General features: G+C 49.9%; 18 protein-coding genes and 2 tRNA genes. 8 read left to right on the forward strand and 12 right to left on the reverse strand.

The window, feature by feature from the left end:
- Window positions 1–151: 151 nt before the first annotated feature.
- The 3 genes from BMW31_RS13450 (at window position 152) to BMW31_RS08195 (ending at window position 2,112) form a co-directional block, all read left to right on the forward strand.
- Window positions 152–316, forward strand: coding sequence for a hypothetical protein (locus tag BMW31_RS13450; RefSeq protein WP_177166289.1), 165 nt, complete (start codon window positions 152–154; stop codon window positions 314–316).
- A 319-nt stretch (window positions 317–635) separates the two neighbouring features.
- The gene (locus tag BMW31_RS08190) at window positions 636–1,067 is read left to right on the forward strand and encodes a plasmid mobilization protein (RefSeq protein WP_091823217.1); all 432 of its coding nucleotides are present in this window, start codon (window positions 636–638) and stop codon (window positions 1,065–1,067) included.
- Window positions 1,051–2,112 carry a relaxase/mobilization nuclease domain-containing protein gene (locus BMW31_RS08195; protein WP_091823214.1) on the forward strand — a complete coding sequence of 354 codons (1,062 nt, stop codon included), beginning with the start codon at window positions 1,051–1,053 and terminating at the stop codon, window positions 2,110–2,112. Before BMW31_RS08190 ends, BMW31_RS08195 begins: the two co-directional genes overlap by 17 nt.
- 248 nt (window positions 2,113–2,360) lie before the next feature.
- On the opposite strand, the gene BMW31_RS08205 is transcribed toward BMW31_RS08195, so the two are convergent.
- Window positions 2,361–2,834 carry a hypothetical protein gene (locus BMW31_RS08205; RefSeq protein WP_091823894.1) on the reverse strand — a complete coding sequence of 158 codons (474 nt, stop codon included), beginning with the start codon at window positions 2,832–2,834 and terminating at the stop codon, window positions 2,361–2,363.
- 89 nt (window positions 2,835–2,923) lie between these two features.
- Between BMW31_RS08205 and BMW31_RS08210 the strand changes: the two genes are divergently transcribed.
- The gene (locus tag BMW31_RS08210; protein WP_091823897.1) at window positions 2,924–3,727 is read left to right on the forward strand and encodes an MBL fold metallo-hydrolase; all 804 of its coding nucleotides are present in this window, start codon (window positions 2,924–2,926) and stop codon (window positions 3,725–3,727) included.
- A gap of 12 nt (window positions 3,728–3,739) precedes the next feature.
- Here the strand turns inward: BMW31_RS08210 and BMW31_RS08215 are convergent, their stop codons facing one another.
- Window positions 3,740–4,645 (reverse strand): glycosyltransferase family 2 protein, encoded by a 906-nt coding sequence (locus BMW31_RS08215; protein ID WP_091823900.1) that lies wholly within the window; start codon window positions 4,643–4,645, stop codon window positions 3,740–3,742.
- A 17-nt stretch (window positions 4,646–4,662) separates the two neighbouring features.
- A complete protein-coding gene (uvrA, locus tag BMW31_RS08220; protein ID WP_091823903.1) occupies window positions 4,663–7,494 on the reverse strand; it encodes an excinuclease ABC subunit UvrA in 2,832 nt (943 codons plus the stop codon).
- Window positions 7,495–7,721: 227 nt separating this feature from the next.
- Between uvrA and BMW31_RS08225 the strand changes: the two genes are divergently transcribed.
- Window positions 7,722–7,798, forward strand: a tRNA-Arg gene (locus BMW31_RS08225).
- Between the two features lie 28 nt (window positions 7,799–7,826).
- A tRNA-Arg gene (locus tag BMW31_RS08230) sits at window positions 7,827–7,900 on the forward strand.
- A gap of 319 nt (window positions 7,901–8,219) precedes the next feature.
- Here BMW31_RS08230 and BMW31_RS08235 read toward each other — a convergent pair.
- Complete coding sequence (locus BMW31_RS08235) at window positions 8,220–10,508, reverse strand: NADP-dependent malic enzyme (protein WP_091823907.1); 2,289 nt, start codon at window positions 10,506–10,508, stop codon at window positions 8,220–8,222.
- A gap of 179 nt (window positions 10,509–10,687) precedes the next feature.
- On the opposite strand from BMW31_RS08235, the gene BMW31_RS08240 reads away from it, so the two are divergent.
- Window positions 10,688–11,305 (forward strand): TetR/AcrR family transcriptional regulator, encoded by a 618-nt coding sequence (locus BMW31_RS08240; RefSeq protein WP_091823911.1) that lies wholly within the window; start codon window positions 10,688–10,690, stop codon window positions 11,303–11,305.
- A gap of 19 nt (window positions 11,306–11,324) precedes the next feature.
- On the opposite strand, the gene BMW31_RS08245 is transcribed toward BMW31_RS08240, so the two are convergent.
- On the reverse strand, window positions 11,325–13,535 hold the full coding sequence (locus BMW31_RS08245) for a RelA/SpoT family protein (RefSeq protein WP_091823915.1): 2,211 nt from the start codon (window positions 13,533–13,535) through the stop codon (window positions 11,325–11,327).
- A 143-nt stretch (window positions 13,536–13,678) separates the two neighbouring features.
- On the opposite strand from BMW31_RS08245, the gene BMW31_RS08250 reads away from it, so the two are divergent.
- Window positions 13,679–15,196 (forward strand): DUF4301 family protein, encoded by a 1,518-nt coding sequence (locus BMW31_RS08250; RefSeq protein ID WP_091823918.1) that lies wholly within the window; start codon window positions 13,679–13,681, stop codon window positions 15,194–15,196.
- Window positions 15,197–15,614: 418 nt separating this feature from the next.
- Here the strand turns inward: BMW31_RS08250 and BMW31_RS08255 are convergent, their stop codons facing one another.
- The 7 genes from BMW31_RS08255 to hisC all read right to left on the reverse strand — a co-directional run bounded on the left by BMW31_RS08255 (window position 15,615) and on the right by hisC (window position 25,729).
- Complete coding sequence (locus BMW31_RS08255; RefSeq protein ID WP_091823922.1) at window positions 15,615–18,152, reverse strand: ATP-dependent Clp protease ATP-binding subunit; 2,538 nt, start codon at window positions 18,150–18,152, stop codon at window positions 15,615–15,617.
- 309 nt (window positions 18,153–18,461) lie between these two features.
- Window positions 18,462–19,793, reverse strand: coding sequence for an HU family DNA-binding protein (locus tag BMW31_RS08260; protein WP_091823925.1), 1,332 nt, complete (start codon window positions 19,791–19,793; stop codon window positions 18,462–18,464).
- A complete protein-coding gene (locus BMW31_RS08265) occupies window positions 19,790–20,080 on the reverse strand; it encodes an HU family DNA-binding protein (RefSeq protein ID WP_091823928.1) in 291 nt (96 codons plus the stop codon). The genes BMW31_RS08260 and BMW31_RS08265 overlap by 4 nt, the downstream gene beginning before the upstream one ends.
- A 21-nt stretch (window positions 20,081–20,101) precedes the next feature.
- Window positions 20,102–21,403: a 30S ribosomal protein S12 methylthiotransferase RimO gene (gene rimO, locus BMW31_RS08270; protein WP_091824156.1), complete on the reverse strand. Its 1,302-nt coding sequence runs from the start codon at window positions 21,401–21,403 to the stop codon at window positions 20,102–20,104.
- A complete protein-coding gene (gene ftsY, locus BMW31_RS08275) occupies window positions 21,403–22,356 on the reverse strand; it encodes a signal recognition particle-docking protein FtsY (protein ID WP_091823931.1) in 954 nt (317 codons plus the stop codon). Before ftsY ends, rimO begins: the two co-directional genes overlap by 1 nt.
- 448 nt (window positions 22,357–22,804) lie before the next feature.
- Complete coding sequence (locus tag BMW31_RS08280) at window positions 22,805–24,280, reverse strand: anaerobic C4-dicarboxylate transporter (RefSeq protein WP_091823935.1); 1,476 nt, start codon at window positions 24,278–24,280, stop codon at window positions 22,805–22,807.
- Between the two features lie 414 nt (window positions 24,281–24,694).
- A complete protein-coding gene (gene hisC, locus BMW31_RS08285) occupies window positions 24,695–25,729 on the reverse strand; it encodes a histidinol-phosphate transaminase (RefSeq protein WP_091823938.1) in 1,035 nt (344 codons plus the stop codon).
- Window positions 25,730–25,732: the final 3 nt, after the last annotated feature.

The raw sequence follows: 25,732 nt of genomic DNA on the forward strand, positions 1-25,732 counted from the left end.
CGCGAGAGATGAAAAGCACTAGAGATGCTTTTTATACTCATTCCAATGGCGTAACATCGCAATAAATTTCTTAACTTTGTCATTGAATTCTGTAGTTTAACGTTTATCCGCCAGTCAGGACGGCAACACAAAACTACAAAAAAGCCCCTGAATGGCAATCGCATTCAGGGGTCAATTTTATTTTGCCGCAGAGGGTCATTCTTATTTTGCCCGTAAGGGTCAACGTCGCTTGCCCTCGGGGGTCAAACGCGCTCGGCTTTTCCAACATCAGAAAATTGCTAAACTATTTGATGAGAATTTTTGGGTGACGCAATGACGAAGTCAGGAAAATCCTCAATCCTTTTTTAGAGAACATAGCAACAGATATTTGCCAAACATAATGAATGATGAGAACACCACGAACGCCGTCAGGCACGGAATGCACGGCATTCACTTTTCGACTGCAAAACGCCTTGTGCGTAAACGTTTCGTTAGCTGACATTGCAAGACGTCAGTTTGTACCCACAAACTGCTCTTGCTCCCCTCGTCAGACAGTCGAGGAGATTAGACCGTAATCACTCCGTTCTCATCGGTCAAGGTTCAGGAATTAAGCAACAACAAATCATCTACAATGATTAACTTTCAAGGAAACTTATATGAACAGATACAAAGGAAAATCTGCCCGATGGCAGCAACAGGATAAGGAAGGGCAGCAGATGAACAAGACGGAGTTCATCAAGGTAAGATGCACCTTAGAGGAAAAGCAGCGTATCAAATCAAGGGCGGAAAGCGCAGGGCGGAAGTTCTCTGATTACTGCCGTGAGATACTCCTTAACGGCGAGGTAACAGCCGTCCCCAAGATGACCGACAACGAGAGGGAAGCCATTGCCATTCTTGGGCAAATAGCAAAGTTCTATGCACAGATTTCCAACCTCATCAAGGTCAAGGACGAAAGGTGGGTACTCATAACAAAGAACCTTTCCCTATGTGCAAAGGAAGCATTTAAGCGGTTTTACGACCCACATTTTCGCGTGGACGATGAGATATATAAGGTCTTAAATCTAACAAGAGATGATAGGAAAATGTAAGGCGATAGCCCACGGAAGCACCGCCTTGGACTATATATTCAGAGAAGGGAAACTCGGACAACATCTTGTTTCCAATCATCTCTACGGAACTACACCGAAGGAGATTTACGGGGAAATGAAGATGGTCAGCGATTACAACACAAGGTGCAGGAACAAGTTCCTGCGCATTGAAATCGGTATTGCACCGACAGACGAGAAAAGGCTGAGCCTCGAATCAGTCCGCAACCTTGCATCGAATTTTACCAGACAGATGGGACTTGAAAATCACCAGTGGGTGGCGGTAACGCACAAGGATACCGACAATATGCACATCCACATCATTGCCAACCGCATCAGCCTATATGGAGAGGTCTATGATACCACCTTTGTGAGCAACAGGGCAGCGAGGGTAGCAGAGGAACTCAGCCGTAAGTATGGCATGACCATTGCAAAGGAAGTCAAGGCGAAAAAACAGCATCAGGAGCCAAAAGCCAACCCGACAAGGGAGCAAACCAAGAAAGAGATGCGACAAATCTGTTATAATCTGCTTAATAAGTACAAGGGTACAGATATCACGGGGCATTCCATGTTCCTCTACGAGTTGAACAAGAATGGTGTGGCTATCGAACGCATGAGAAACAGGCAGGGCAAAGTCTATGGCTTGAAGTTCTCATACGAAGGACAATCCTTCAAGGCATCCGAAATCGGCAGGGAGTTCGGCTATCGTTCCCTGCAGAAGAACTTTGAACCAATCAACAAAGAAGAATCAAATAAATCATATCAAACAATACAAGAGGTAACCGAAAAGAAAGAACAATCTGACACAGGTTATCAACTCGTACCCAAGAGCCGTTCCTCAATCTCACGAGATAATGACACCTCACAAGTGCAGAATCCCATTGGTGCAGTGGCAGACACCATCGTTGGCGCAGCCGATGAAGTCGTAGAAGGATTGGGCGATTTGATTACACCAACCGCACAGGGCGATGACTATGCCGAAGTTGCGTGGCAGCGTAAACTCAGAAACCAAGCCAACAGGAAGAAGAGACGTGGAAGAAGATTATAATCCACACCTGAGAAAAAATGCAAAAAGAAGAATATCTCATTAAAAACGCTTGTTATTCGGTAACAAAGTATTATCTTTGCAGACAGAATAACAAGCGTTCTTTGTTAGGCAGAAAACAGCGAAGCCAAGTAGCTCGCTCGTTTCCAAATCGTTACCTGTTTAGTTATACCAACATGGTAACTCCGTTATTTTCAATAAGTTGTATTTTAGGAATTATCTTGCGACGCACATGTTCAGCATGCTATATTTTATCGTTCTTGTTCCTTCAAGGCACGCGGCAGCGAACTGAGTGCCACTTTCCACTTCTCGTTTCTGCGCACAGCAGTGAGCGTGTAGGAGGCTTCGTCGGTTAGGTGAGCCACCGTTCCAATGGTATCCATGCGCAAAAAATCCCTGACACTGATGTTTACCGTAGCCGTAGTATCGTTGTCGGCATAGGCTATGTCCTGAATTTCACACTTTGCACCTTGGGCTTGGGCTTTCAAAATATCTACGTCCTCCTGGTGTACCTGGCTTGCAGCATAACGCAGCCATCGTCCACTTTCCGGGGTACAATATGCTTTGGCAGCTTCAAACCGCCAGTTATAATAATTGGTGGCAAACGAGTCGACGGTTTCCTTTAACAGGGCTTCGTCGTCCTGATGGTGGCAAGCCCCGAGCGAAGCTGCCAGCAGGCAGAATGCGAAGAGAGAGAGGGCGAATGGCAACTTGCGAAAAGACATAACTCAATCATTAATTTTGTACAAAGGTAAAGAAATAATTTTGTAGTCTCGAACCTTTTTTTTACTTTTGTAGAAAATAAGGAGCGATAATGCTGAAATTTATTTCTTTCGGCAGTGGTAGCAGTGGTAACAGTTATTTCCTATATACAGAGACAGACGGATTGCTCATTGACGCAGGCGTTGGTGTCAGGGCACTCAAGCGACATTTCAAAGAGTACGGATTGTCGTTGGCGAATGTCAAGAACATACTTGTTACCCACGACCATGCCGACCATGTTAGATGTGTTGGTAATTTGAGCAGAGATTATGACATACCTGTTTATGCAACGGAGAGAGTACATCAAGGAATAAGGAACAACTATTGTGTAAAATGCAAGATATCTCCGGAGCGAACAAAGATTATAGAGAAGGGTAGTACTTTCCAAATCAATGACTTCACGATAACTTCTTTTGGCGTGCCGCACGACAGTACCGACTGTGTGGGCTACCAGGTGAGGTATAATGACGTCTGCTTCGTAGTTATGACCGACGTCGGACATGTGACTGATGAGATGAAACCATTCATTGCATCGGCCAATTATCTGGTCATTGAGGCCAACCACGACGAGGAGATGCTTCTGCGCGGCAGTTATCCCAAACACTTGCAGCAACGCATCTTGAGCGATAACGGGCACCTTTCTAATTATAACTGCGGCGTGGCCATAACGGAGAATGCCACGCCGGAGCTCAAGCATGTATGGCTTTGCCACATCAGCGAGGATAATAACCATCCCGAACTGGCACGCAAAACGGTGGAGCAAGTTCTCAGATCGCATGGCATTATAGCCGGTACAGACTTCCAGTTGGAAGTGTTGCGGCGTAAAATTCCATCCGAAATATACGATTTGGTTTAGTCTCGGCCCGCTCTATTCTTTATGGTTCAGGCACTCCAAGTAATACCCCAACTTGTAGAGTTGGAATGTAATGAGCCGTGGGTTGGCACCGCACAGATTGCTGCGCCAGCGGTTTCGCGTGCGTTTAAAGAGCCCGGAAAAGAGTGTGTCGAGATAAAGTTTGCGCAAGGATGTGCTGATGTGGTCCAGCCGTGAGTACCCGGACAAATCTTGCCTGATGTGTGCAAGGGTTCTGATAGCCTCTTCCGTTTTCTCTACGAATGTCTTGTTGGTTTCAAAATGCGAATAGGTGACGGGGTTCTCGATGTGGCTGATGCTGATGCCTTGTTCCTTGAGCCGCTTTCCAAGCATGACATCTTCGTATCCGTAAGCCTGCATCCGCTCGTCCATTGGCGTGCTGCGCATGACGTCGCAGCGTATCATGAAGTTGCAGGAGCGGAAGTGTTGGTTTGCATGCCGGCGCCTTTTGGCCAGCGTTTGTGTGTGGCAGTAGTGGCGTTCGTACGCATAACGCAGGTTGTGTTTGTAGGTTCCGGCCTCGTCTGCAACCTTAAATCCGCCGTAAATAACAGGTTGACGGTTATTGGTAGCACTGAGATAAGTAGATACAAAGGTGGGGTTGTTTATCTGCACATCGCTGTCAACAAACACGAGCCAATGGTATTGGGATTCTGATGCGAGAAAGTTTCTGATTGAAGCTCGGCCTACATTCTGCCGTCTGATGATGTATCGGCAGTTTGTCAGGTTGTTGATGGGCTCGTTACGTGCAATTACATCAGCCTGCGTAGAACCGTCATCGGCAACAATCACTTCATACCCGAAGCCTGCAATGGCTTCAGCTTGCCGGGCAATGGCAGTAACCAATGCCACGCAAACGCTGTTGTAAGTGGGTATGAGGAAAGATATTCCGCTTTTCATCGGCCGTCGTTAACGTGTCAGAGTTTCTCTTTCAGGTACTTGCCCGTTATGCTTCCCTTGCAGGCTGCTATGGTTTCAGGCGTTCCGGCACATACCAGGCCGCCTCCCTTGGCACCACCGTCGGGTCCCAAGTCAATAACCCAGTCGGCGCACTTGATGACATCCATGTTGTGTTCAATGACTATAACGGAGTGTCCGCGCTCTATCAGTGCGCTGAAAGCATGGAGCAGCTTCTGTATGTCGTGGAAGTGGAGTCCCGTTGTTGGCTCGTCGAAGATGAAGAGGCTGGGCTCCTGTTTCTCCTGTCCAATGAAGTAGGCCAGTTTAACGCGCTGGTTTTCGCCGCCGGACAGCGTACTTGAGTTCTGTCCGAGCTTGATGTAGCCCAGTCCAACTTCCTCAAGCGGTTGCAAACGGGTAACTATATTCTTCTGTTTATAGGTATTGAAGAAGGCTATAGCTTCTGAAACGGTCATGTTCAGCACATCGTTGATGTTCTTCTCATGGAACCTCACGTCCAGTACATCGTGCTTGAAGCGTTGTCCGTGGCAGGCATCACACTCCAGTACAAGGTCGGCCATGAACTGCATCTCAACCGTAATGACGCCTGCCCCCTTACATTCCTCGCACCTGCCTCCTTCTGCATTGAATGAGAAATACTGCGCCGAGAACCCCAGCTGCTTGGCCAGAGGCTGCTCGGCAAACAGCTGCCGGATGGCATCATAGGCCTTTACGTAGGTTGCCGGATTAGAACGTGTACTCTTGCCGATAGGGTTCTGGTCAACGAACTCTACGTGTTTGATGTGTTCCCAGTCTCCTTCCATGGCGATGTACTCGCCCGGAATGTCGGCAACTTCATCAAGATGACGTTTCAGGGCAGGGTAGAGGATGCCCTTGACCAAGGAAGATTTGCCCGATCCGGAGACACCGGTAACAACGGTGAGCACATTCAGCGGGAACTTAACGTCAATGCCTCGCAGGTTGTTCATGCGTGCTCCTTTAATCTCAACGGCCATGTTCCAGCTGCGCCGCGACTTGGGCGTGTCAATCGTTTCAGTCCCTGTAAGGTATTTGATGGTGTAACTTCGAGGGTATTTCTTCAGGAGTTGGTCGTTCTTCAGTGTCTTGTTTATCTCTTCGGTGTCACCTTCGAAAACGATTTCACCGCCGTTTGTGCCCGCATCAGGCCCCACGTCAATCAGATAGTCGGCTGCACGCATGATTTCTTCGTCGTGCTCCACCACCATCACAGTATTGCCGAGACTCTGCAAATCCTTCAGAACATGGATGAGCCTGTCGGTATCCCGGCTGTGGAGACCTATGCTCGGTTCGTCGAGAATGTAGAGAGAACCGACGAGAGAACTGCCGAGAGATGTTGTGAGGTTAATTCTTTGAGACTCGCCACCCGACAAAGTATTCGATTGCCGATTCAGCGTGAGATAGCCCAAACCTACCTCATTAAGGAATTGCAGACGGCTTTTTATTTCCGTGAGCAGCCGTTTGGCCACGTCGGCGTCATGCTCGCTGAGTTGGAGAGAGCTGAACCACTCGGTCAGATTGGTTATAGGCATCTCTACCAAATCCGTTATGCTCATGCCGTTAATCTTCACCCATGTGGCTTCTTTCTTCAGGCGCGTGCCATGACAGTCAGGACAAGTTGTCTTGCCTCTGTATCTGCTCATCATGACACGGTACTGTATCTTGTACTGGTTCTCCTTTACCATCTGGAAGAAGCTGTCAATCGAGACCTGGTCGTGGATGTCGAGTTTCGCTTCCGAAGGCAGCCCATGCCACAGCTGGTCCTTCTCTTTACGCGAAAGTTCAAAGTACGGCTTGAATATAGGAAAGTTATCCCGCTGTGCCCTGCGGCAGAATTCGTCCTGCCATATCTTCATCTTGTCGCCATGCCAGCACTGCACGCAACCGTCATAAACACTGAGCGTAGAATTGGGGATGACGAGTTTCTCGTCAATGCCGATGATATTGCCGAACCCCTCGCATGTAGGACAGGCGCCAAGTGGCGAGTTAAAGGAGAACATATTGTCGTTTGGTTCCTCGAACTTCATGCCGTCGGCTTCGTACTTGGTTGAGAATTCATAGCACAGATTAGACGGCAGGAACATGAGCTTGCACCTTCCGTCGCCCTCGTACATGGCCGTTTCGGCGGAGTCCACGAGTCGTGAGAGCTCGCTCTTCTCGTCAGACACGCTCATCCTGTCTATGACTATATAGATTTCTTTGTCCCGGATGCCGTCCTCGTTGCCGCCTGCCTCTTCCAGAACGTCGTCTATTCGCTTCACTTCCCCGTCCATTAACAGGCGCGAGTAACCCTCCTGAAAATCCATTTCGAGCTGCTTCAGAACCGTTCTTCCTTCGGTTATGTGCAGCGGAGCCAGCACCATGAACTTGGTACCTTTGGAGAATTGCCGCGTACACTGTATGATATCTTCGGTAGAGTGCTTCTTAACTTCCTGCCCGGATATAGGCGAGTAGGTCTTGCCAATGCGCGCGAAGAGCAGGCGCAGATATTCATATATCTCGGTAGAGGTGCCTACGGTGGAGCGTGGATTGCGCGCTATGACTTTCTGCTCGATGGCTATGGCCGGAGGCAAGCCTTTGATGAAATCGCATTCGGGCTTGCTCATGCGGCCTAAAAACTGGCGGGCATAGCTCGAAAGAGATTCTACATACCGCCTCTGTCCCTCGGCGTACAGCGTATCGAAGGCCAATGACGACTTGCCGGAGCCTGAAACACCTGCAACGACAATGAACTTGTTTCGTGGTATCCGCAAGTCTACGTTCTTCAGATTGTTGGCTCTCGCTCCCTTTATCTCAATATATTTATCCATGTACAATACCTTGTGATTGAGTATGCAAAAATACATTATTTTGTCCGAAATACAAAACAAACCTGCCGTTTTGTTCTTTCATGCTGCCGGAGGCAGACATTGCAGACCGTGGCAAGCAGCATTTCTGTATCCGGATTACGGAAAGGAGGGCAAGCGTAAAAAGTGAAGAAAATATTTGGTGGTTCTGAAAAAAGTAGCTACCTTTGCACTCGCAAAACACGAATAATGGCTCCGTAGCTCAACTGAATAGAGCATCTGACTACGGATCAGAAGGTTCCGGGTTTGAATCCCAGCGGAGTCACCAAGTTCGTTATTTGCAACCAAAACGGTTAGGCTCCGTAGCTCAACTGAATAGAGCATCTGACTACGGATCAGAAGGTTCCGGGTTTGAATCCCAGCGGAGTCACAAGAGAGTCGTAAGACTCTCTTTTTTTGTTTTCCCAACTCTCATGCTTTTCGTTTTCATTCCTGCTCTTCTGCGGTGCTGAAGCTATGCTCCGTGAACTTTCGACAAGTGTCGCATTTATATTCGACAAGTGTCACACAATCGTGCGACAAGTGTCGAAAGTTCCAGACCGGCATTATCAAGGAACCTGAACGGACAGATGGAGACCTTCGTTTTGCATCTCCCGGCTGCATCAAACAACAACCCCCGACAGTCAACTGCTGACTATCGGGGGCGTGTGGATTTGTTTTCTGCTTCGTGCAGGCTAACCTGTCAAGCCTTACATTTTGTTCTTCAGCTTGTCTACATAGGCGTCGATAACCGCTACTGCGGTGATGTTGATGACGTCACGCACAGAACTCTCGAAATCGGTGAAGTGGATTGGCTTGTTGAGACCCATCTGGATGGGGCCTATAATCTCTGCATCAGGGTCGAGAGCCTGCAGGAGCTTGTAGCTTCCATTGGCCGAACTCATGTTGGGGAACACCAGCGTATTGACGTCTTTCCCCTTGAGGCGGGTGAACGGATATTTGCTGTCGCGCAGCTCCTTGTTGAAAGCAAAGTTCACCTGCATCTCTCCGTCGATGGCCAAATCAGGGAATTCGTTTTGCAACTGCTCAACTGCCGCGTGCACTTTGGCCGGACTTCCAATCTCATCGGTGCCGAAGTTGGAGTAGCTAACCATTGCAATGACGGGCTCCTCATTGAAGAACTTCACGCTGTGAGCACTCAGCCGGGCTATGTCGTAGAGTACATTCTCGTCGGGATGGCGGTTTATCAGCGTGTCGGCAATGAAGTAGACACCGCGTTTCGTGTTGAGAATGTGCATCGTACCGAAGGTGTTGAAGCCCTTGCGGATGCCGATTACTTCCTTTGCCACCTTGATGGTGTTGGAATATTTGGTGTACAGACCGGTAATGAAGGCGTCGGCGTCGCCTTTTTCTACCATCGACATGCCGAAGTAGTTGCGCTCGTACATCTTGTCGTAGGCCTCTTCGAAGGTGTATCCTTGGCGTGCCCGCTTCTCGGCCAGATGCTTGGCGTAAGTGGCGCGGCGTCCTTGTTCTTTGTCGGCACGCATGTCTACGATTTCAATATCAGTCAAGTCGAGCTTCAGCCGGGTAGCCAGACGGTGCAGACGGTCTACGTTTCCCAACAGAATAGGTTGGCAGATACCTTCCTGCTTAGCCTGTACGGCTGCCTTCATCATGGTTGGATGGCCGCCTTCGGCAAATACCACACGCTGCGGGTGCATGGCCGCGGTGGCGTGAATGGTACGGGTGAGCTTGGTCTCTTGGCCCAACAGCTGGCGCAGGTGTTCCTTGTATTCCTTCCAGTTGGTGATGCACGTGCGGGCAACTCCGCTCTCAATGGCGGCTTGGGCCACGGCAGCAGAAACCTCGGTAATGAGCCGCGGGTCTACTGGTTTGGGAATAAAGTACTTTGAACCGAACTGTAAATCGTTGACATGATATACCTCGTTCACAATGTCTGGTACGGGTTGCTTGGCCAGCTCGGCAACAGCCTCGACGGCGGCGAGCTTCATTTCCTCGTTGATAGCTTTGGCATGAACGTCTAAAGCACCCCTGAAAATATACGGGAAAACCATCACATTGTTAATCTGGTTGGGGTAGTCAGAACGTCCGGTGGACATCAGTACGTCGGGGCGAGCTGCCATTGCGTCCTCATAGGAAATCTCCGGCACGGGGTTGGCCAACGCGAATACCACCGGGTTCTCGTTCATCCGGCGCACCATGTCCTGCGTAAGGACATTGCCCTTGGACAGTCCTACAAACACATCGGCACCCACTATAGCCTCTGCCAGTGTGTGTACATCGCGCCGGTCGGTGGCAAAGAGAGCCTTTTGGGGTGTAAGGTTGGGCCGGTCGGAAGTAATAACTCCCTTGGAATCGAGCATCACGATGTTCTCTTTCCGGGCTCCGAGAGCCACGTAGAGTTTGGTACAGCTGATGGCGGCAGCGCCGGCGCCGTTGACTACTATCCTGACTTTGGCAATATCTTTGCCTGCTACTTCGAGCGCATTCTTCAGTCCGGCTGCCGATACGATAGCCGTTCCATGTTGGTCGTCGTGCATGACGGGAATGTCCAGCGTCTTTTTCAGTCGTTCCTCTATATAGAAACACTCAGGAGCCTTGATGTCTTCCAGGTTGATACCGCCGAAGGTCGGGGCAATTTTCTCTACCGCCTCGCAGAATTTCTCGGGGTCTTTCTCGTCGACCTCTATGTCGAACACATCGATGCCTCCATATATCTTGAAGAGGAGTCCCTTGCCTTCCATGACCGGTTTGCCGCTCATGGCGCCAATGTCTCCCAGTCCCAGCACGGCAGTACCATTGCTGATAACAGCTACCAGATTGCCTTTGTCGGTATATTTGTAAACATCGTCGGGGTTCTTTTGTATTTCCAGGCAAGGATAAGCCACGCCCGGAGAATAGGCTAAGCTCAAGTCTGTTTGGGTATGATAGGGCTTGGTTGGTTTTACTTCAATCTTACCTGGCCTGCCGGTCTCATGATATTCGAGGGCAGCCTCTTTCGTAATCTTTACCATATACGCTTTATGATTTATGTTAAATATTCTATGTAATCTTTCTCTTTGTCGTCAAACAGGCCGTAAATGCTACGGTACGCCTGGCTAATTTGACCACAAAGATAACAAAAAACCGATAAACTGAATGAAGTTTTTCCGATTTTTTATATCTTTGCATATAATAACAAAAGATTTCGGAAATGAGCAACTCAACGCTTTATCGCCAAGAATTGAAATCCCGGATTTTAATTGCTGCCATGCAGGAGTTTAAAGTCAAGGGCATCAAGTCTGTTAAAATGGACGATATAGCCAATCTTTTGGGCATATCCAAGCGTACACTTTACGAAACCTATGCAAACAAAGAGGAGCTTCTTTACGAAGGAGTTTTAAGGGAAGAAGCCAGCAATGATGCCTATATGCGCCAGTTCGCAGCCAAGCCGAAACACCATGTAATGGACATCTTGGCCGAATTCTATCGCCTGCAAATAAAGAATCTGGCGAATATAAACCCCTTGTTCTTTTCCGATTTGCATAAGTATCCGCGCATTATCTCTTTCCTTTCAGAGAAGCACAAGGTAAAGGAACAGAAGTCGCATGAGTTTTTCCGGAAAGGAGTAGAGGAGGGTTACTTCCTTGGAGGCGTGGATTATCTGATTATCTACAGGCTGGCAAATGCAGCCATGCAGCACGCCATGCAGACGCAAATGTACAAGGAGTTCGACATGGACAGGCTGCTGCGCAACACGATTATCCTCTTCATTCGAAGCATCTGCACGCAGAAAGGCATCGCCATGATAGATAACTTCGAATGGAAGTAGCGTTTCTTGCCGCGCGGGGTTAGATTCTGGAAACCTGCTTGACCCCCTTTACGGTCCGTAGTTTCTTGATAAGAGCCTCCAGACGTGATGTGTCGTCGAGCATTACCACCATGTTTCCACTGAACAGACCATCGTTGGAATCGATGTTAATGGAGCGCATGACAATCTTTTCTTCCTTGGATATGATGTTGGTAATGTTGCTTACGATACCGATATCATCGTTACCTATTACGCGCAAGGTTATGCTGTACTGGCTTGAACCTTTGCCGCTCCACCGTGCCTTTACTATTCTGTAGCCGAAACGGCGCCGCAACTCCGGTGCATTCGGGCAGTCCTTGCGGTGTATCTTGATGCCTCCGCTGACAGTAACAAACCCGAAAACATCATCTCCATAGATGGGATGGCAGCATTGGGCGAGCGAATAATCCACGCCTTTAAGGTTCCTGTCAATGACCAGAACATCGTCATTCTGCCTGGCTATGTCCTCATCAGGATTGTCGTATTCAAATTTTTCTGCGCTTTCCGCTGCTTTCTGCATCCCTGTGTTTTGCGAGTGGTCGCGCAGTTCGATATATTGTTCAATGATGGAGTTGACATCCAGTTTTTCGTCTGCAATCTGTTTGTAGAAGTCGGAGATTTCCTTGAACCCCATCTTCTTAATGAGATGGTTCATAACACTTTCCTCATACTCCACCTTCTTGTTCCTGAAGCGCCTTTCGAGCAGCTCTTTGGCATATAAGCCATCCTTGATGGTGGTCTCTTTCAGGGCCAGGCGGATTTTGGAACGAGCCTTACTTGTCTTGACTATCGACAGCCAGTTGCGGTTTGGTTTCTGATTGCTTTGGGTCAGAATCTCAACAGTGTCGCCTGAAGAGAGCTGCTCTCTGATAGATACATTCTTGCCATTGATGCGTGCCCCCACGCAGGTATTGCCCACACCGGAGTGGATGTGGTAAGCAAAATCAAGCACCGTGGCACCTTTCGGGAACTTGAAAAGGTCGCCTTTTGGTGTGAACACGTACACTTCATCTTCGTACAACTCCAGTTTGAACTGGTCCATGACCTCAAGACCGTTGCCCGCTTCGAGTGCTGCCCTGATGCTTGCGAGCCAGGTGTCGAGGCCACCTTCACTCTTGATGCCTTTGTACCGCCAGTGAGCAGCAAGTCCGTGTTCGGCTATGTCGTCCATGCGTTCAGTGCGAATCTGCACTTCCACCCATTTGTTTTCAGGTCCCAGAACCGTGATATGCAGGCTTTCGTAACCGTTGCTTTTAGGCACCGACAGCCAATCGCGCAGTCGTTTGGGATTTGGCTGGTACATATCTGTTACGATGGAGTAGGCCTGCCAGCACTGCATTTTTTCTTTCTCGACCGGAGAATCGATGATGATGCGGATGGCGAACAAATCGTAGATGCCCTCGAAACCGCATCCCTGCTTCTTCATCTTCTGCCAGATGGAGTGAATGCTCTTTGTCCGTCCCTTCATGTGGAACTTGAGTCCGGCATCCTGCAGGCGTGCCTGGATAGGAGTGATGAAGCGCCGGATGTATTCGTCACGTGCCTTCTTCGTAGCATTCAGCTTCTCCTTTATCATATAGTAGGCATCGTGTTCCAGGTATTTCAGGCTCAAATCCTCCAGCTCGCTCTTGAGCGTGTAGAGGCCGAGCTTATGAGCCAGCGGGGCGTAAAGATAGCTGGCTTCTTCCGAAACCTCGCGCTTTGCTTCCTCGTTCTGCGTGTCCCGTATCTGTCTCATTAGGTTTACTCGGTCTGCAATCATAATGAGAATAACCCTCATGTCCTCGGCAAAGGAGATGAGCAGGTTGCGGAAGTTCTCGCTCTCGATAACAGGATTCTTCTTGTAGAGGTTCTGGATTCTGACAAGTCCATGAATGATATGGGCCACATGGTCGCCAAACTGCTTTTTGATGTCCTCGAAACTCGAACTGCCATCAGACACATTGGGGTAGAGGAGGATAGCCAGCACGCCGTCTCTTTTCAGTCCTATCTCGCGTACGGCAATCTCTGCGGTTTGCAATGCGCTTAATATCGAGTTGAGACCAAACACGTCCCGCTTCATGTTACCGGCCTCCACGGCACGGCGCAGATAGTCGGCGAGCTTCTGCTCGTCGTCTTCCTGCAAGGTTTCTCCAATATAGTCCTTTAGTCTCTTGTATATTGCCTGAGCCTCGGAAATCTCCTGAGGCGTGAATTCAAAACCATTCTCCATGTCCTGTTATTTATTTGTGCAGCCACACAGGGTTTGCTATAATGCAAAGATATTGCTTTTTATGCGAAAAGATTTCATGTTTTCAGAAAAACTGATTATATTTGTGGCACATTTACCTGGAACATGATATAAACCTAATAATTATGCTTTCTAACAACGACTTGAAACAAATCTCCCTGCGCGGGATTACAGCGGAGCAAGTAAATCACCAGCTTGAGCAGATACGGACGGGCTTCCCTTTCCTCCGATTGGAAGCTCCTGCGGCTATCGGCAAGGGCATCATGGCGCCCGACAACAACGAACGCGATGCCTACATAACGGCATGGCAGGATTATAAACAGGCCGGACACAAGATTGTGAAGTTTGTCCCGGCATCGGGAGCGGCCAGCAGAATGTTCAAAGACATGTTCGCTTTTCTGGATGCCGACTACGATGTACCCACTACGGACTTCGAGAAACAGTTCTTTGACAACATCAAGAAATTCGCTTTCCGCGAGGCTCTGTGCGACAAGTGCAGGCAGAACACGGGCAAGAGCATCATGGAGTTGATACGCGACGGAGAGTATAAAGCCGTAGTGGACAACATGCTCAACGCCGAAGGACTTAACTACGGACGCTTGCCCAAGGGCTTGTTGCTATTCCACAACTATGACGACGGGCCGCGTACATCGATGGAAGAGCACCTGGTTGAGGCCGCCCTTTACGCCGACAGCAATGCCGAAGCCAACGTACACTTCACGGTGAGCCACGAGCACTTGGAACTCTTCAAGCAGAAAGTGGCCGAAAAGGCCGAATTCTATGCCAGGAAATACGGAGTGAAATACAACATCTCCTTCTCCGAGCAGAAACCTTCTACCGACACGATAGCCGCCAATCCCGACAATACTCCTTTCCGCAATGCGGACGGCTCGCTGCTCTTCCGCCCCGGAGGGCATGGTGCGCTGATACAGAACCTCAACGAGATAGATGCTGATGTGGTGTTTATCAAGAATATAGACAACGTTGTGCCCGACCGGCTGAAGGACGATACCGTTACTTACAAGCAGCTCCTGGCAGGCATACTCGTAACACTGCAGGCCCAGGCGTTTGAGTTTCTGCGCATACTCGACAGCGGAGCCTACTCGCATGCACAGCTGGAAGAGATGATTCGCTTTGTTCAGCGCGACCTGTGTTGCCGCAAGCACGATATCAAAGAACTGGAGGATGCCGAACTGGTGAGCTACCTGCGCACCAAACTCAACAGACCCATGCGTGTGTGCGGCGTGGTGAAGAATGTTGGAGAGCCTGGCGGCGGACCGTTCCTCACCTACAATCAGGACGGAACTGTGAGCCCGCAGATACTCGAATCGAGCCAGATAGACAAGAACAACCCCAGCTACGTGCGCATGTTTACCGAGGGAACGCACTTCAATCCGGTAGACCTTGTATGCGCAACCAAGGACTACAAGGGCCATAGGTTCGATTTGCCTAAGTTCGTTGACGCCGCAACGGGCTTCATCAGCAACAAGAGCAAGGACGGAAGAGAACTGAAAGCACTGGAACTGCCCGGCTTGTGGAACGGCGCCATGAGCAACTGGAGCACGGTGTTCGTAGAGGTTCCGCTGTCTACCTTCAATCCGGTAAAGACCGTGAACGACCTGTTGCGCGAGCAACATCAGTAGCAGTATCTGTTGCATCAGTGCCCTCCGTAGGCTCCGCCGGTCTGCTAAGGCATTGTCAAATACACCTTTCGGCAACTTTTGACAAGTGTCGAACAATCGTGTGACACTTGTTTAATAATCGTGTGACACTTGTCGAACGATAAGGAGACCATCTCCTTACAACAGTGAGGCCATCTCACTACAACAGTGAGGCCATCTCACTACAACAGTGAGGCCATCTCACTACAATAGTGAGGCCATCTCACTACAATAGTGAGGCCATCTCACTACAACAGTGAGGCCATCTCACTACGACAGTGAGGCCATCTCACTACGACAGTGAGGCCATCAATTGTATGCAGAAAGAGCAGGATAGAGCACTTAGGCAGATAGAACGCAAAAGGCGTGCAACCACAATCAAGTTGCACGCCTTTTAGGTTTATTTGAACGTAAGTTCGTCTTTCGCCGGGTTCTTCCCTATGGCGATGGTGTCGCCGGGATGAACATCGCCGGATAGTATCTTCTCGCACAGGCCATCTTCGATGTAGTTCTGGATGGCTCGCTTCAGCGGACGGGCTCCAAACTGGACATCGTAGCCCTTGGAGGCCACGAACTCTTTGGCCTTGTCGGTTATGGAGAGATGATAGCCCATGTCCTCAATGCGCTTGAAAAGAGACTTCAGTTCTATGTCGATAATCTTCTTGATGGCGTCCATGTCCAGCTGGTCGAAGGTGATGATTTCGTCCAGGCGGTTCAGAAACTCTGGCGCGAACTGCTTGCTCAGGCTCTTCTGAATGATGGAGCGGGCGTATTCCTTGTCGCTCTCGTTCAGGCTCAAGCCGAGCGTTCCGTTGGCATTGAAGCCTATGCCGCGCCCAAACTCCTTGAGCTGGCGGGTTCCCGCGTTGGATGTCATGATGATGACGGTGTTGCGGAAGTCAACCAGTCGGCCGTTTCCATCGGTCAGTCGGCCCTCATCCAACACCTGGAGCAACAGGTTGAACACGTTTCCGTGCGCCTTCTCTATTTCGTCCAGCAGCACAATGGAGTAGGGATGGCGGCGTACGCGCTCCGTCAGCTGGCCTCCTTCTTCATATCCCACATATCCGGGAGGTGCTCCGATGAGCCTTGATACGTTGAACGACTCTGTGTATTCGCTCATGTCAATGCGGATAAGCGAGTCGGTTGAACCGAACATAAACTCGGCCAGCTTCTTTGCCAGATACGTTTTGCCGACGCCGGTCGGGCCCAGGAACATGAATGCACCGATGGGGTGGTTGGGCTCCTTGAGGCCTACGCGGTTACGCTGGATGGCTTTCACCATCTTGTCGATTGCCGGATCCTGGGCAATGACGGCCTGTTTCAGCTCGGCTGCCATGCCTTTCAGCCTTGTGCCTTCGGCTTCGGCCATCCGCTGCACGGGTACACCGGTCATCATGCTCACTACGTCGGCCACGTCTTTCTCGGTAATGACCTCGCGGTTGTCGGTATCTCCCTTGGTCCAGTTGTCCTGCATCTGCTGCAGTTCTCGCTCCAGTTCGGTCTGTTTGTCTCTGAAACCTGCGGCCAGTTCGAAGTTCTGGTTCCTCACGGCAGCCTGTTTCTTCTCCTTTATTTCATCTATCTGCTTCTCTTTGTCAGTAATTTCCTGCGGAACCTTGGCGTGCTGCAGGTGTACGCGGGAGCCTACCTCGTCGAGTGCATCAATGGCTTTATCGGGGAAGAACCTGTCAGTTATATACCTTTCTGTCAATTTGACACAGGCTTTCAGTGCGTCATCAGTGTACGAAACGTGGTGATGTTGCTCGTACCGGTCTTTGATGTTCTCCAGTATCTGGAGCGTTTCGTCGGTCGTGGTGGGCTCGATGAGAATCTTCTGAAATCTGCGTTCCAGCGCTCCGTCTTTCTCAATGGAGTTGCGGTATTCCTCCAGCGTGGTGGCGCCAATGCACTGTATGGTTCCGCGGGCAAGCGCCGGCTTCATGATGTTGGCCGCATCCATGCTGCCCGGAGTGCTTCCGGCACCGATGAGGGTGTGTATCTCGTCTATGAAGACGATGATGTCCGGGTTCTGTTCCAGCTCCTTGAGCAGGGCTCGTATGCGCTCCTCAAATTGTCCGCGGTACTTGGTTCCTGCCACAATGGCGGTCATGTCAAGGCTTACAAGCCGCTTATTGAACAGTATGGGCGATGTTTGGTGCTTGTTGATGAGTTGTGCCAGCCCTTCTACAATGGCACTCTTGCCAACGCCCGGCTCACCTATGAGGATGGGGTTGTTCTTCTTTCGGCGTCCCAGAATTTCGGTCACGCGCATTATCTCCTTGTCACGGCCGACTACGGGGTCGAGCTTTCCTTCGGCTGCAGCCTGCGTAAGGTCAGTCGAAAAGTTGTCGAGCACCGGCGTCTTGCCGTTTCCCTTGCGGGTTTGAGTTGTGGTATGGGCCTGTGTACCGCCGTCACTTGATTTGGAAGACTTCCACTGTTCGTCGTTCACTTCCTCGTCTTCGTCAGGCAGTCCGATACCGTCTTGTATGGTTTTGGCTTCCTTGTGCAGCAGTGTCAGCGTGTCCTCGTAGTTCATGTTGTTGAATTCCAGAACCTCCTTGGCACCGTTGTTCACTTGGTCATGCAGGATGGCAAGCAGCAGATGCTGCACGTCAACCATCTGAGTGTGCTGGATGCGGGCTTCAAGAACTGCGAGTTTCAGAATGTTGCTGGCTTTTTCGTTGAGCACGAGCTCGGTCGTCTGAAGCGGTTCTCCTATCTCGTCCTGACGTACACGCTGCTCCAGTTCTTCCTTTACAGCGTCTATGTTCACGTCCAAACGGCGGAACAAATCAATGATAAGGCCGTTTCTTTCACGGATGATGCCAAGCAGCAAGTGCTCCGGACCAACCGAACGGCTGGCCAATCGCGTTGCTTCCTCACGTGAAAAGGCGAGTATCTCAGACACTTTGGGTGAAAATTGACTGGTCATATATCTTTTTACCTTTCTTCTATAGTTATACTTCACAAAAATAAACAATCATTTGATAGTGAGCAAATGTTATGCCAAAATATTTTGTGTCAGCGTGTTTTTTATGTGAGAAGTACTGCTATCTGGCTCTCATTCATAGTAATAAAAAGGTGGGAAACGACAAGCAAAAGCATAAGAAAGGGTGATGTGGCATGCACAAAAGTACGGCCTCTTGTAGCTTTTCTGCTACGAAGAGGCCTTGAAATTGTCGTTTTGGAATATAGTCCAGAACTGTTTAGCCGAACAGACGGTGCGAAACAGACTTGCCCTTTATCTTTTCTTCCTGAGTTGCAGCTCGGGTATCTTGACCTTTTGGCCTGCCTCAGCGGTCTTGATGCCGCCGTTGAGTGCTTCGACATAGCACTCCATGCCCGGACCTAAGTAGGTGCGGCTGATGGAAGAGAGGGTTTGTCCTTTCTTTACCGTTACGGTATTGGCCACTCCTACAATGCGGTAAGCGCCTGTACGCACACGTGGATCGCTGTCGTAAGGGCTTGCGACAATTGGCTGTTGTACCTTAGCTTTGGTTGCAGGCTGTGCCGGAGTCTGGGTGTTCTGCTGCTTCGGCTGGCTTTGTGCGGCTGTTTGCTGGGTAACTGCAGGTGCTGATGCGGCAGGCTTTACGGCAACGGACCGCCGTGCAACTGCTCTTTTAGCTGTAACGGATGGCTTTACTATGGGATTGGGAACACGATGTTCAGCCTCCAGGTGCAGTATTCTGTTGTCGCGGATGGATATTTGTCGCCCCACGTAGTAAGCTCCGCCTATCACGGCAAGCAGAAGCAGCGCCACGCCGGCAATGAGTCCTTTGATGAGCTTGTGGCTGCGTGCGATTTCCTCACGGAGCTGATTGTTTGCTACTGTTAGGACTTCGTTTTCCGAATGCTCGCGGGCAGTTTCCCATTTTCTGGCTATGTCTTGCTCGGTCGCATTGGTCTGCTCTTCTTGGGTTTCGACGGTAGGATTGTCGGAGAAGTCTACAAGTGCAACTTCTTCCTCCTGATTGTCGTCTTCTGTTACATCTTCCTCAATCTCGTCTTCCGCTGTTGGTTCTGTCATTGGTTTCGATTGTGCAGAATACTCTTGCTCTGGTTCCATGGCAGAGAGTAGGGAGGCAGCGACGGCAGGAGACTCAGGCTGGCTCTCGGCGACTGGTTCAACAGCCGCGATTTCAGCAATGGGTTCCGGTGAATTTGCCGGTTCCGCTGCGGGTTCTTCATCTTCCGACTCTTCTTCCGACAGTTCGGCGGGCATTCGGTTATCTATATCGCTGAAGTCTACGCCATCGTTAACGACCGTGGTCTCGAACTGTGAAAACGGCCGATTGACCAAATCGCGCATGGAAACATCAGGAGTGAACGATATCTTTTCACGTCCTTCGATGACGATAGGTTCTCCGGTATTGACGTCGATGCTTTTACGCGGACTGACGGAGATGACCTTGAACGTGCCCAGTCCTTTCAGTTTGACTTGCTTCTCGTGGCGGAGAGCTTCGTTGAGCACCTCGAACATCCGCTCTACAAACAATTCCGCATCCTTCGTATCCAGTCCATGCTTATTGGCCAGAGCCTGTGCCAATTCGGTTATTCCAACTTTGCTCATGCCTCAAGTCCTCCATTTTTTAATTCTTCCTTGATGGCAGTAGCAGGCTTGAAATTAAGAACGAGCTTTGGCGGTACAAGCATGCGCCTGCCTGTAGATGGGTTGACAACAATGCGCTCGAGGCGCTTCTTGACTTCGAAGCTGCCGAAGGCGGGAACCGACAGGGCATCGCCGTCTTCAAAGCGGGCTCCCATTTCCTCAATGACAGTACGCACCAGTTTCTGTGTATCCTGCTGTGTATAGCCGCACTTCGAAGCTAATTCTGCTAAAAACTCCTTGTTGTTCATAGGTCATCCTCGTTATTTGGGTTACTGAATACATTCACCGTAAAGGTCGAAAGCCTCGCTGGAAGTTATCCTGACATCATAGAAGCTGCCCACACGGAGCTTGCGCTTGGCTACGGGGATAAGAACTTCGGGGTCAACCTCCGGCGAAGAGAACTCTGTACGCCCCACATAGTAGTCTCCTTCTTTTCTATCAATGATGACTTTGCATACCTTTCCCACTTTCTCAGCTTCAATCTCCGCGCTGATTTCCTGTTGTACGGCCATCAGCTCGTCCAATCTGCGCTGCTTGATATCCTCGGGAACATCGTCAGGATAGTGCCGGGCGCTGTAGGTTCCTTCTTCCTCGGAATAGGCGAAAGCCCCCATCCGCTCGAACCGGGCCCATTTCACAAGGTCTACCAACTCCCGAAAATCTTCCTCTGTTTCACCAGGAAAGCCAACCATTAATGTAGTGCGGATGTGGATACCGGGAACAGACTGGCGAATGCGCGTCAGGAGGTCGATGGTTTCCTGCTTGGTCACACGGCGGTGCATGCGGCTGAGCATGTGGTCGGAGATGTGCTGCAGAGCTATGTCAAGATAGTTGCAGACATTCTGTTTCTCGCGAATAACGTCGAGAAGCTCCAACGGGAACTGGTTAGGGTAGGCGTAATGCAGCCGCACCCACTTTACACCGGGAATGTCGGCTATGGCAGCTATGAGTTCTGCTATCTGCCTGCGGCCGTCAAGATCAACGCCGTAGTAGGTCAGCTCCTGCTCAATAATCTGGAATTCCTTTACTCCCGCCTGCACCAACTCTCTCACTTCCTGCAGTATCTCGGCCTGGGGGCGCGAAACATGTTTGCCCGTAATGAGCGGAATGGCGCAGTAAGCGCAGTGCCGGTCGCATCCTTCGGCTATTTTGATGTAGGCATAATGGTGCGGCGTAGTAAGGTGACGGCGCCCGTCGCATGAGGGAACGTCGGCCTTGCCCAATTCCTGCAACAGCTGCTTATAGTTGAACTTGCCGTAGAATTTGTCAACTTCGGGGATTTCGGCTTCGAGCTCTTTCTGGTAGCGTTGTGAGAGGCAACCCATGACGTAGAGCTTGTTGAGCTGGCCTTCGTTCTTACGTTCAACGAATTCTAGTATTGTATTGATACTCTCTTCCTTAGCGCTCTCAATGAAGCCGCATGTATTGATGACAGCAATCTCACCTTGCGGGCGTTTGCTGTCGTGCGTGCAATGATAGCCGTTGGCTTCAAACTGTTTCATCAGCAGCTCCGAATCGACCAGATTCTTGGAGCAACCCATTGTAATGATGTCTATCTGGTTCTTCTTCATCATTCGTTAAATAGGGAGTCTACAAATTCCTTGCGGTTGAACAACTGCAAGTCCTCCATCCTTTCACCGAGCCCGATATATTTCACGGGAACTTTCAGCTGGTCGCTGATACCGATAACCACGCCGCCCTTAGCGGTTCCGTCAAGTTTGGTGATGGCCAGCGATGTGATTTGTGTAACGGCCGAGAACTGCTTAGCTTGCTCAAAGGCGTTCTGCCCGGTGCTGCCGTCGAGCACCAGCAACACCTCGTCGGGAGCTTCGGGAAGAACCTTTCGCATTACCTCCTTGATTTTCTTAAGCTCGTTCATCAGTCCCACTTTGTTATGCAGTCGGCCGGCTGTGTCTATGATAACCACGTCGGCATCCTTGGCCTTGGCGCTCTGCAGCGTGTCAAAGGCAACGGAGGCGGGGTCCGACCCCATTTGCTGCTTTACCACCGGAACACCAACACGGTCGCCCCAAATCTGGATTTGCTCCACGGCAGCTGCCCTGAAGGTGTCTGCGGCGCCAAGATATACCTGCTTACCGGCCTTCTTGAACTGATACGCCAGCTTGCCTATAGTCGTGGTTTTACCTACGCCATTCACGCCAACTACCAATATTACGTATGGCTTATGGTCGTTGGGGAGGTCCCAGTTGTCGTTGTCTTCCGAGTTATTCTCGGCCAGCAGGGCAACAATTTCGCTGCGCAGGATGCCGTTCAGTTCCGAGGTAGACACGTATTTGTCCCTCGCCACCCGTTCTTCTATGCGCTCAATAATCTTGAGCGTGGTGTCAACGCCCACGTCGGATGTAATGAGCACCTCTTCCAGGTTATCCAGAACTTCGTCGTCAACCTTCGATTTTCCGGCTATCGCACGGCTCAGTTTGTCAAAAACACTTTGCTTGGTCTTCTCAAGACCCTTGTCAAGCGTCTCTTTCTTGTTCTTGTTAAACAGTCCGAATATCCCCATAATAGCAATTATTTTTTGCAAAGATACTGATTAAAAATGAAAAACTTGGCAGATTGAACAAGATTTGTTGATAACCGAGAGGATAACAGCTGCTAATTTAACGCCTGAAAAGCAGGTCTCTGAAGTGCTACAAGACCACACCGCATGATGAACTTTACTCCGACCAATGAGACAAATCGGGAAAGGCGTATGTTTGCAGCCGCCGTGGCGAAGCTGTCGTTCAAGACTGTTGAAGGATAGCTTCAAGCGCCTTGAACGGCAGCATCAAGCGCCTTGAAGAATAGCTCTTTAAAAGCAGGACGATATAAGAAGCAGTATAATTCTGTAATTCAAACACTTACAACAGCATGCTGCAGAAAGACAGAAAGGAAATAGGAATAAACAAAAAAGAGCCCGGGCTTTTCCCGGGCTCTTTATTCCGCCAGCCATGTGGCAGTGCTGTAATGGCTTAGTACATGCCCATGCTATGAAACAGGAATGATATGCCATAGCCGGCAATGGTTGCAGCAACGACATGAATCATACCGGGTGCCATGAACGAGTGGTTGAGCAGGTACTTTCCGATGACGGTAGTGCCGGAGCGGTCGAAGTTCACCGTGGCGATATCCGACGGATAGTTCGGGATGAAGAAGTACCCGTAAACCGACGGCATGATACCCAGCAGAACCCAGCCTTCAATACCCAGAGAGTATGCTAGCGGCAACATGGACACCACAACGGCACCCTGCGAGTTGATGAGTACCGAAACAGCGAAGAACGCAAAGGCCATGGCCCACGGCCACTTCTCAACAATACCGCTCAACATGAGGTTCATCTCGTCGGTATAATTGTCAAAATAGGTGTTCGACATCCATGCAATACCATAGATGGCAACAACTGCCACCATGCCGTTCTGCCATACGGCACCGGAGATGGCGGCCTTGGGCTTGGCTTTGCAGAAAATAATCATCAGCGCTGCTGCTGTAATCATGATAATCTGAATGACGATGTTCATCGACAGATGTTTGGACACGCTCTCCGTTACACCTGCAACCACCACGCCGGCTTTTGCCAGTTGTTTGGCCGACTCGGTAACGCCGCCGGCCAGGGTGATGCTCTCCGGGCCTCCTTTCACAGTCTGTATTTCGTTCCAGGCGGGCAGAATGTTGTGCCCCATCATGGTCAGAACGGAGAAAAGAACAATGACGACAAGGGCGCCGAGGAAGATGTAAACGGCATTCTTGCTCTCTTTTGAAATCTGCTTATCAAGCGTTGTAGCGCTGTTTCCATAGATGTAGGCATACTGAACGGGGTCCTGAAGCTTCTTCTGGAACTCGGGATCCTTGTCAAGGTCTAAGCCGCGGTTCCAACTGTAGATAACAGCCATCAGGATGCCGACGATACATGCCGGGATGGTAACCATGATAATTTGAATGTTGCTGACGTTGAAACCATTGTCGGCAGAAATAGATGAGAAAGCTACTACGGCCGCAGCGATGGGGGAACAGGTAATGCCAATCTGCGAGGCGATACTTGCAACGCCGCACGGACGCTCCGGACGGATGCCTTTTTTCAGTGCAATGTCGCAGATAATGGGCATCAACGTGTAAACCACGTGCCCCGTTCCAACGAGCACAGTGAGTATAAACGTGGTGAAAGGAGCCAGAATGGTGATGCGGTCAGGGTGCTTGCGCAACATTTTTTCTGCTATCTGTATCATCCAGTCCATACCTCCCGAAGCCTGCAAGATGCCGGCACAGGTAACTGCTGCTATGATGATGTAGATTACATCGGTAGGAGGATTTCCCGGTTTTAACTGAAAACCGAATACAAGAATGGCCAGGCCGATGCCTGAAATGGCGCCAAGCGCCAGGGAACCGTAACGTGCTCCAATCCAAAGTGCTACCAAAACAACAAGTAGCTCGATAATCATTAGAAATGTCATAGATTGTTATAATTTGTTTGTTGTTAGATTTTAGAATTGTTCTTGTCCGTTTTTGCAAAAATAACCAAATATTGCCAACGTACAAAGATTTAACAGACTTTTTTTCATTCTTTATGCTTCAGTTTTCTTGTGTTTACGCACACATTGCCTATTTCGTGAGTTGACATAAGTCAAGAAATTGTTGAGAAAAGGCAATTTACTGCTTTCGGAACAACTCGTTTTTTAATAATAGAATTATCTTTGCAGGGTAGTAGAGATTATGTTGTCTACAAAAAAGGCTCCGATAGGACAGCGAATGCCAGACCGGAACCTATGTTTGAGACAAAAGAAAAATGAGAGAGAATGAATAAGGCGGTAAGATTACTCTTATCGCCTTACTTGTTTCTTGTTGTTGCCTGCGTGCAGGCAGACTGCCTAATACTGCCGGAGAACAGATAGCAGTTCGTTGTTTTCGGCCTTGTTGCCTACGGTTATTCGCAAACAATCCTTGCATAAGGCCACCTTAGTACGGTTTCTTACAATGATACCGCTCTCTACCAGGTAGTTGTAAATGGCTTGTGCATCGGTCATCTTGGCCAGAAAGAAGTTGGCATCCGATGGATACACGGCTTTGCAAATAGGCAAATCGAGGAACGATTTCATGAGTCTGCCACGCTCCAGCAGCAACGTCGTCACCCATTTCTCAACGTCAATGCGTTCGTCGAGAGCCTCAATGGCATGCTCCTGGGTGAGCAGGTTGACGTTGTAGGGATACTTCACCTTATTAAATAAGTCTATTATTTCCTTGCCGGCAAAGGCCATGCCCAGTCTTATGGCTGCGTTAGCCCAAGCCTTACTCATGGTGTTTAGCACGATGATGTTGGGATATAGGGCTATTTCCGACCTGAATGTCTTCTGCGAAGAGAAGTCACTGTAGGCCTCGTCTATCACTACGATGCCTCCAAAAGCGCCGAGCACCTTCGCAACTTCGTTGCGGTCGATGTTGTTACCCGTAGGGTTGTTTGGCGAGCATATCCATATCAGCTTTGTCCGTTCATTGCAGGCCTGCAGCAATTTGCCGGCTTTCATCTGGTAACTGTCATCCAGCAGCACGGGCCGGTACTCCACTTCGTTAATGTCGGCACATACTTTGTACATACCGTACGTGGGCTCTATGGCTACCACATTGTCCTTTCCGGGGCGGCAGAATATCCGGTAGCACAGGTCGATGGCCTCGTCGGAGCCGTTGCCCAGAAAGATTTGCTCGGCCGGAACGCCCTTTATTTTTGCGAGCTTGGCCTTTAATTCCGTTTGTAACGGGTCGGGATAGCGGTTGTATGGCTTGTTGTAAGGGCTCTCGTTGGCATCAAGAAATACGTGGGCAGCGTGCCCGCTGTACTCGTTTCGGGCACTGCTGTAGGGCGCCAGGTTCCAGATGTTGGGCCTGACCAGTTCTTCCAGTTTCTTCATCTT

This window comes from Prevotella sp. kh1p2 (assembly GCF_900111525.1).
GTDB lineage: Bacteria > Bacteroidota > Bacteroidia > Bacteroidales > Bacteroidaceae > Prevotella.

Coding starts and splice junctions, on each gene's coding strand:
- BMW31_RS13450 (WP_177166289.1), top strand. CDS start 152: ATGGCAATCGCATTCAGGGGTCAATTTTATTTTGCCGCAGAGGGTCAT.
- BMW31_RS08190 (WP_091823217.1), top strand. CDS start 636: ATGAACAGATACAAAGGAAAATCTGCCCGATGGCAGCAACAGGATAAG.
- BMW31_RS08195 (WP_091823214.1), top strand. CDS start 1,051: ATGATAGGAAAATGTAAGGCGATAGCCCACGGAAGCACCGCCTTGGAC.
- BMW31_RS08205 (WP_091823894.1), bottom strand. CDS start 2,834: ATGTCTTTTCGCAAGTTGCCATTCGCCCTCTCTCTCTTCGCATTCTGC.
- BMW31_RS08210 (WP_091823897.1), top strand. CDS start 2,924: ATGCTGAAATTTATTTCTTTCGGCAGTGGTAGCAGTGGTAACAGTTAT.
- BMW31_RS08215 (WP_091823900.1), bottom strand. CDS start 4,645: ATGAAAAGCGGAATATCTTTCCTCATACCCACTTACAACAGCGTTTGC.
- uvrA (WP_091823903.1), bottom strand. CDS start 7,494: ATGGATAAATATATTGAGATAAAGGGAGCGAGAGCCAACAATCTGAAG.
- BMW31_RS08235 (WP_091823907.1), bottom strand. CDS start 10,508: ATGGTAAAGATTACGAAAGAGGCTGCCCTCGAATATCATGAGACCGGC.
- BMW31_RS08240 (WP_091823911.1), top strand. CDS start 10,688: ATGAGCAACTCAACGCTTTATCGCCAAGAATTGAAATCCCGGATTTTA.
- BMW31_RS08245 (WP_091823915.1), bottom strand. CDS start 13,535: ATGGAGAATGGTTTTGAATTCACGCCTCAGGAGATTTCCGAGGCTCAG.
- BMW31_RS08250 (WP_091823918.1), top strand. CDS start 13,679: ATGCTTTCTAACAACGACTTGAAACAAATCTCCCTGCGCGGGATTACA.
- BMW31_RS08255 (WP_091823922.1), bottom strand. CDS start 18,152: ATGACCAGTCAATTTTCACCCAAAGTGTCTGAGATACTCGCCTTTTCA.
- BMW31_RS08260 (WP_091823925.1), bottom strand. CDS start 19,793: ATGAGCAAAGTTGGAATAACCGAATTGGCACAGGCTCTGGCCAATAAG.
- BMW31_RS08265 (WP_091823928.1), bottom strand. CDS start 20,080: ATGAACAACAAGGAGTTTTTAGCAGAATTAGCTTCGAAGTGCGGCTAT.
- rimO (WP_091824156.1), bottom strand. CDS start 21,403: ATGAAGAAGAACCAGATAGACATCATTACAATGGGTTGCTCCAAGAAT.
- ftsY (WP_091823931.1), bottom strand. CDS start 22,356: ATGGGGATATTCGGACTGTTTAACAAGAACAAGAAAGAGACGCTTGAC.
- BMW31_RS08280 (WP_091823935.1), bottom strand. CDS start 24,280: ATGACATTTCTAATGATTATCGAGCTACTTGTTGTTTTGGTAGCACTT.
- hisC (WP_091823938.1), bottom strand. CDS start 25,729: ATGAAGAAACTGGAAGAACTGGTCAGGCCCAACATCTGGAACCTGGCG.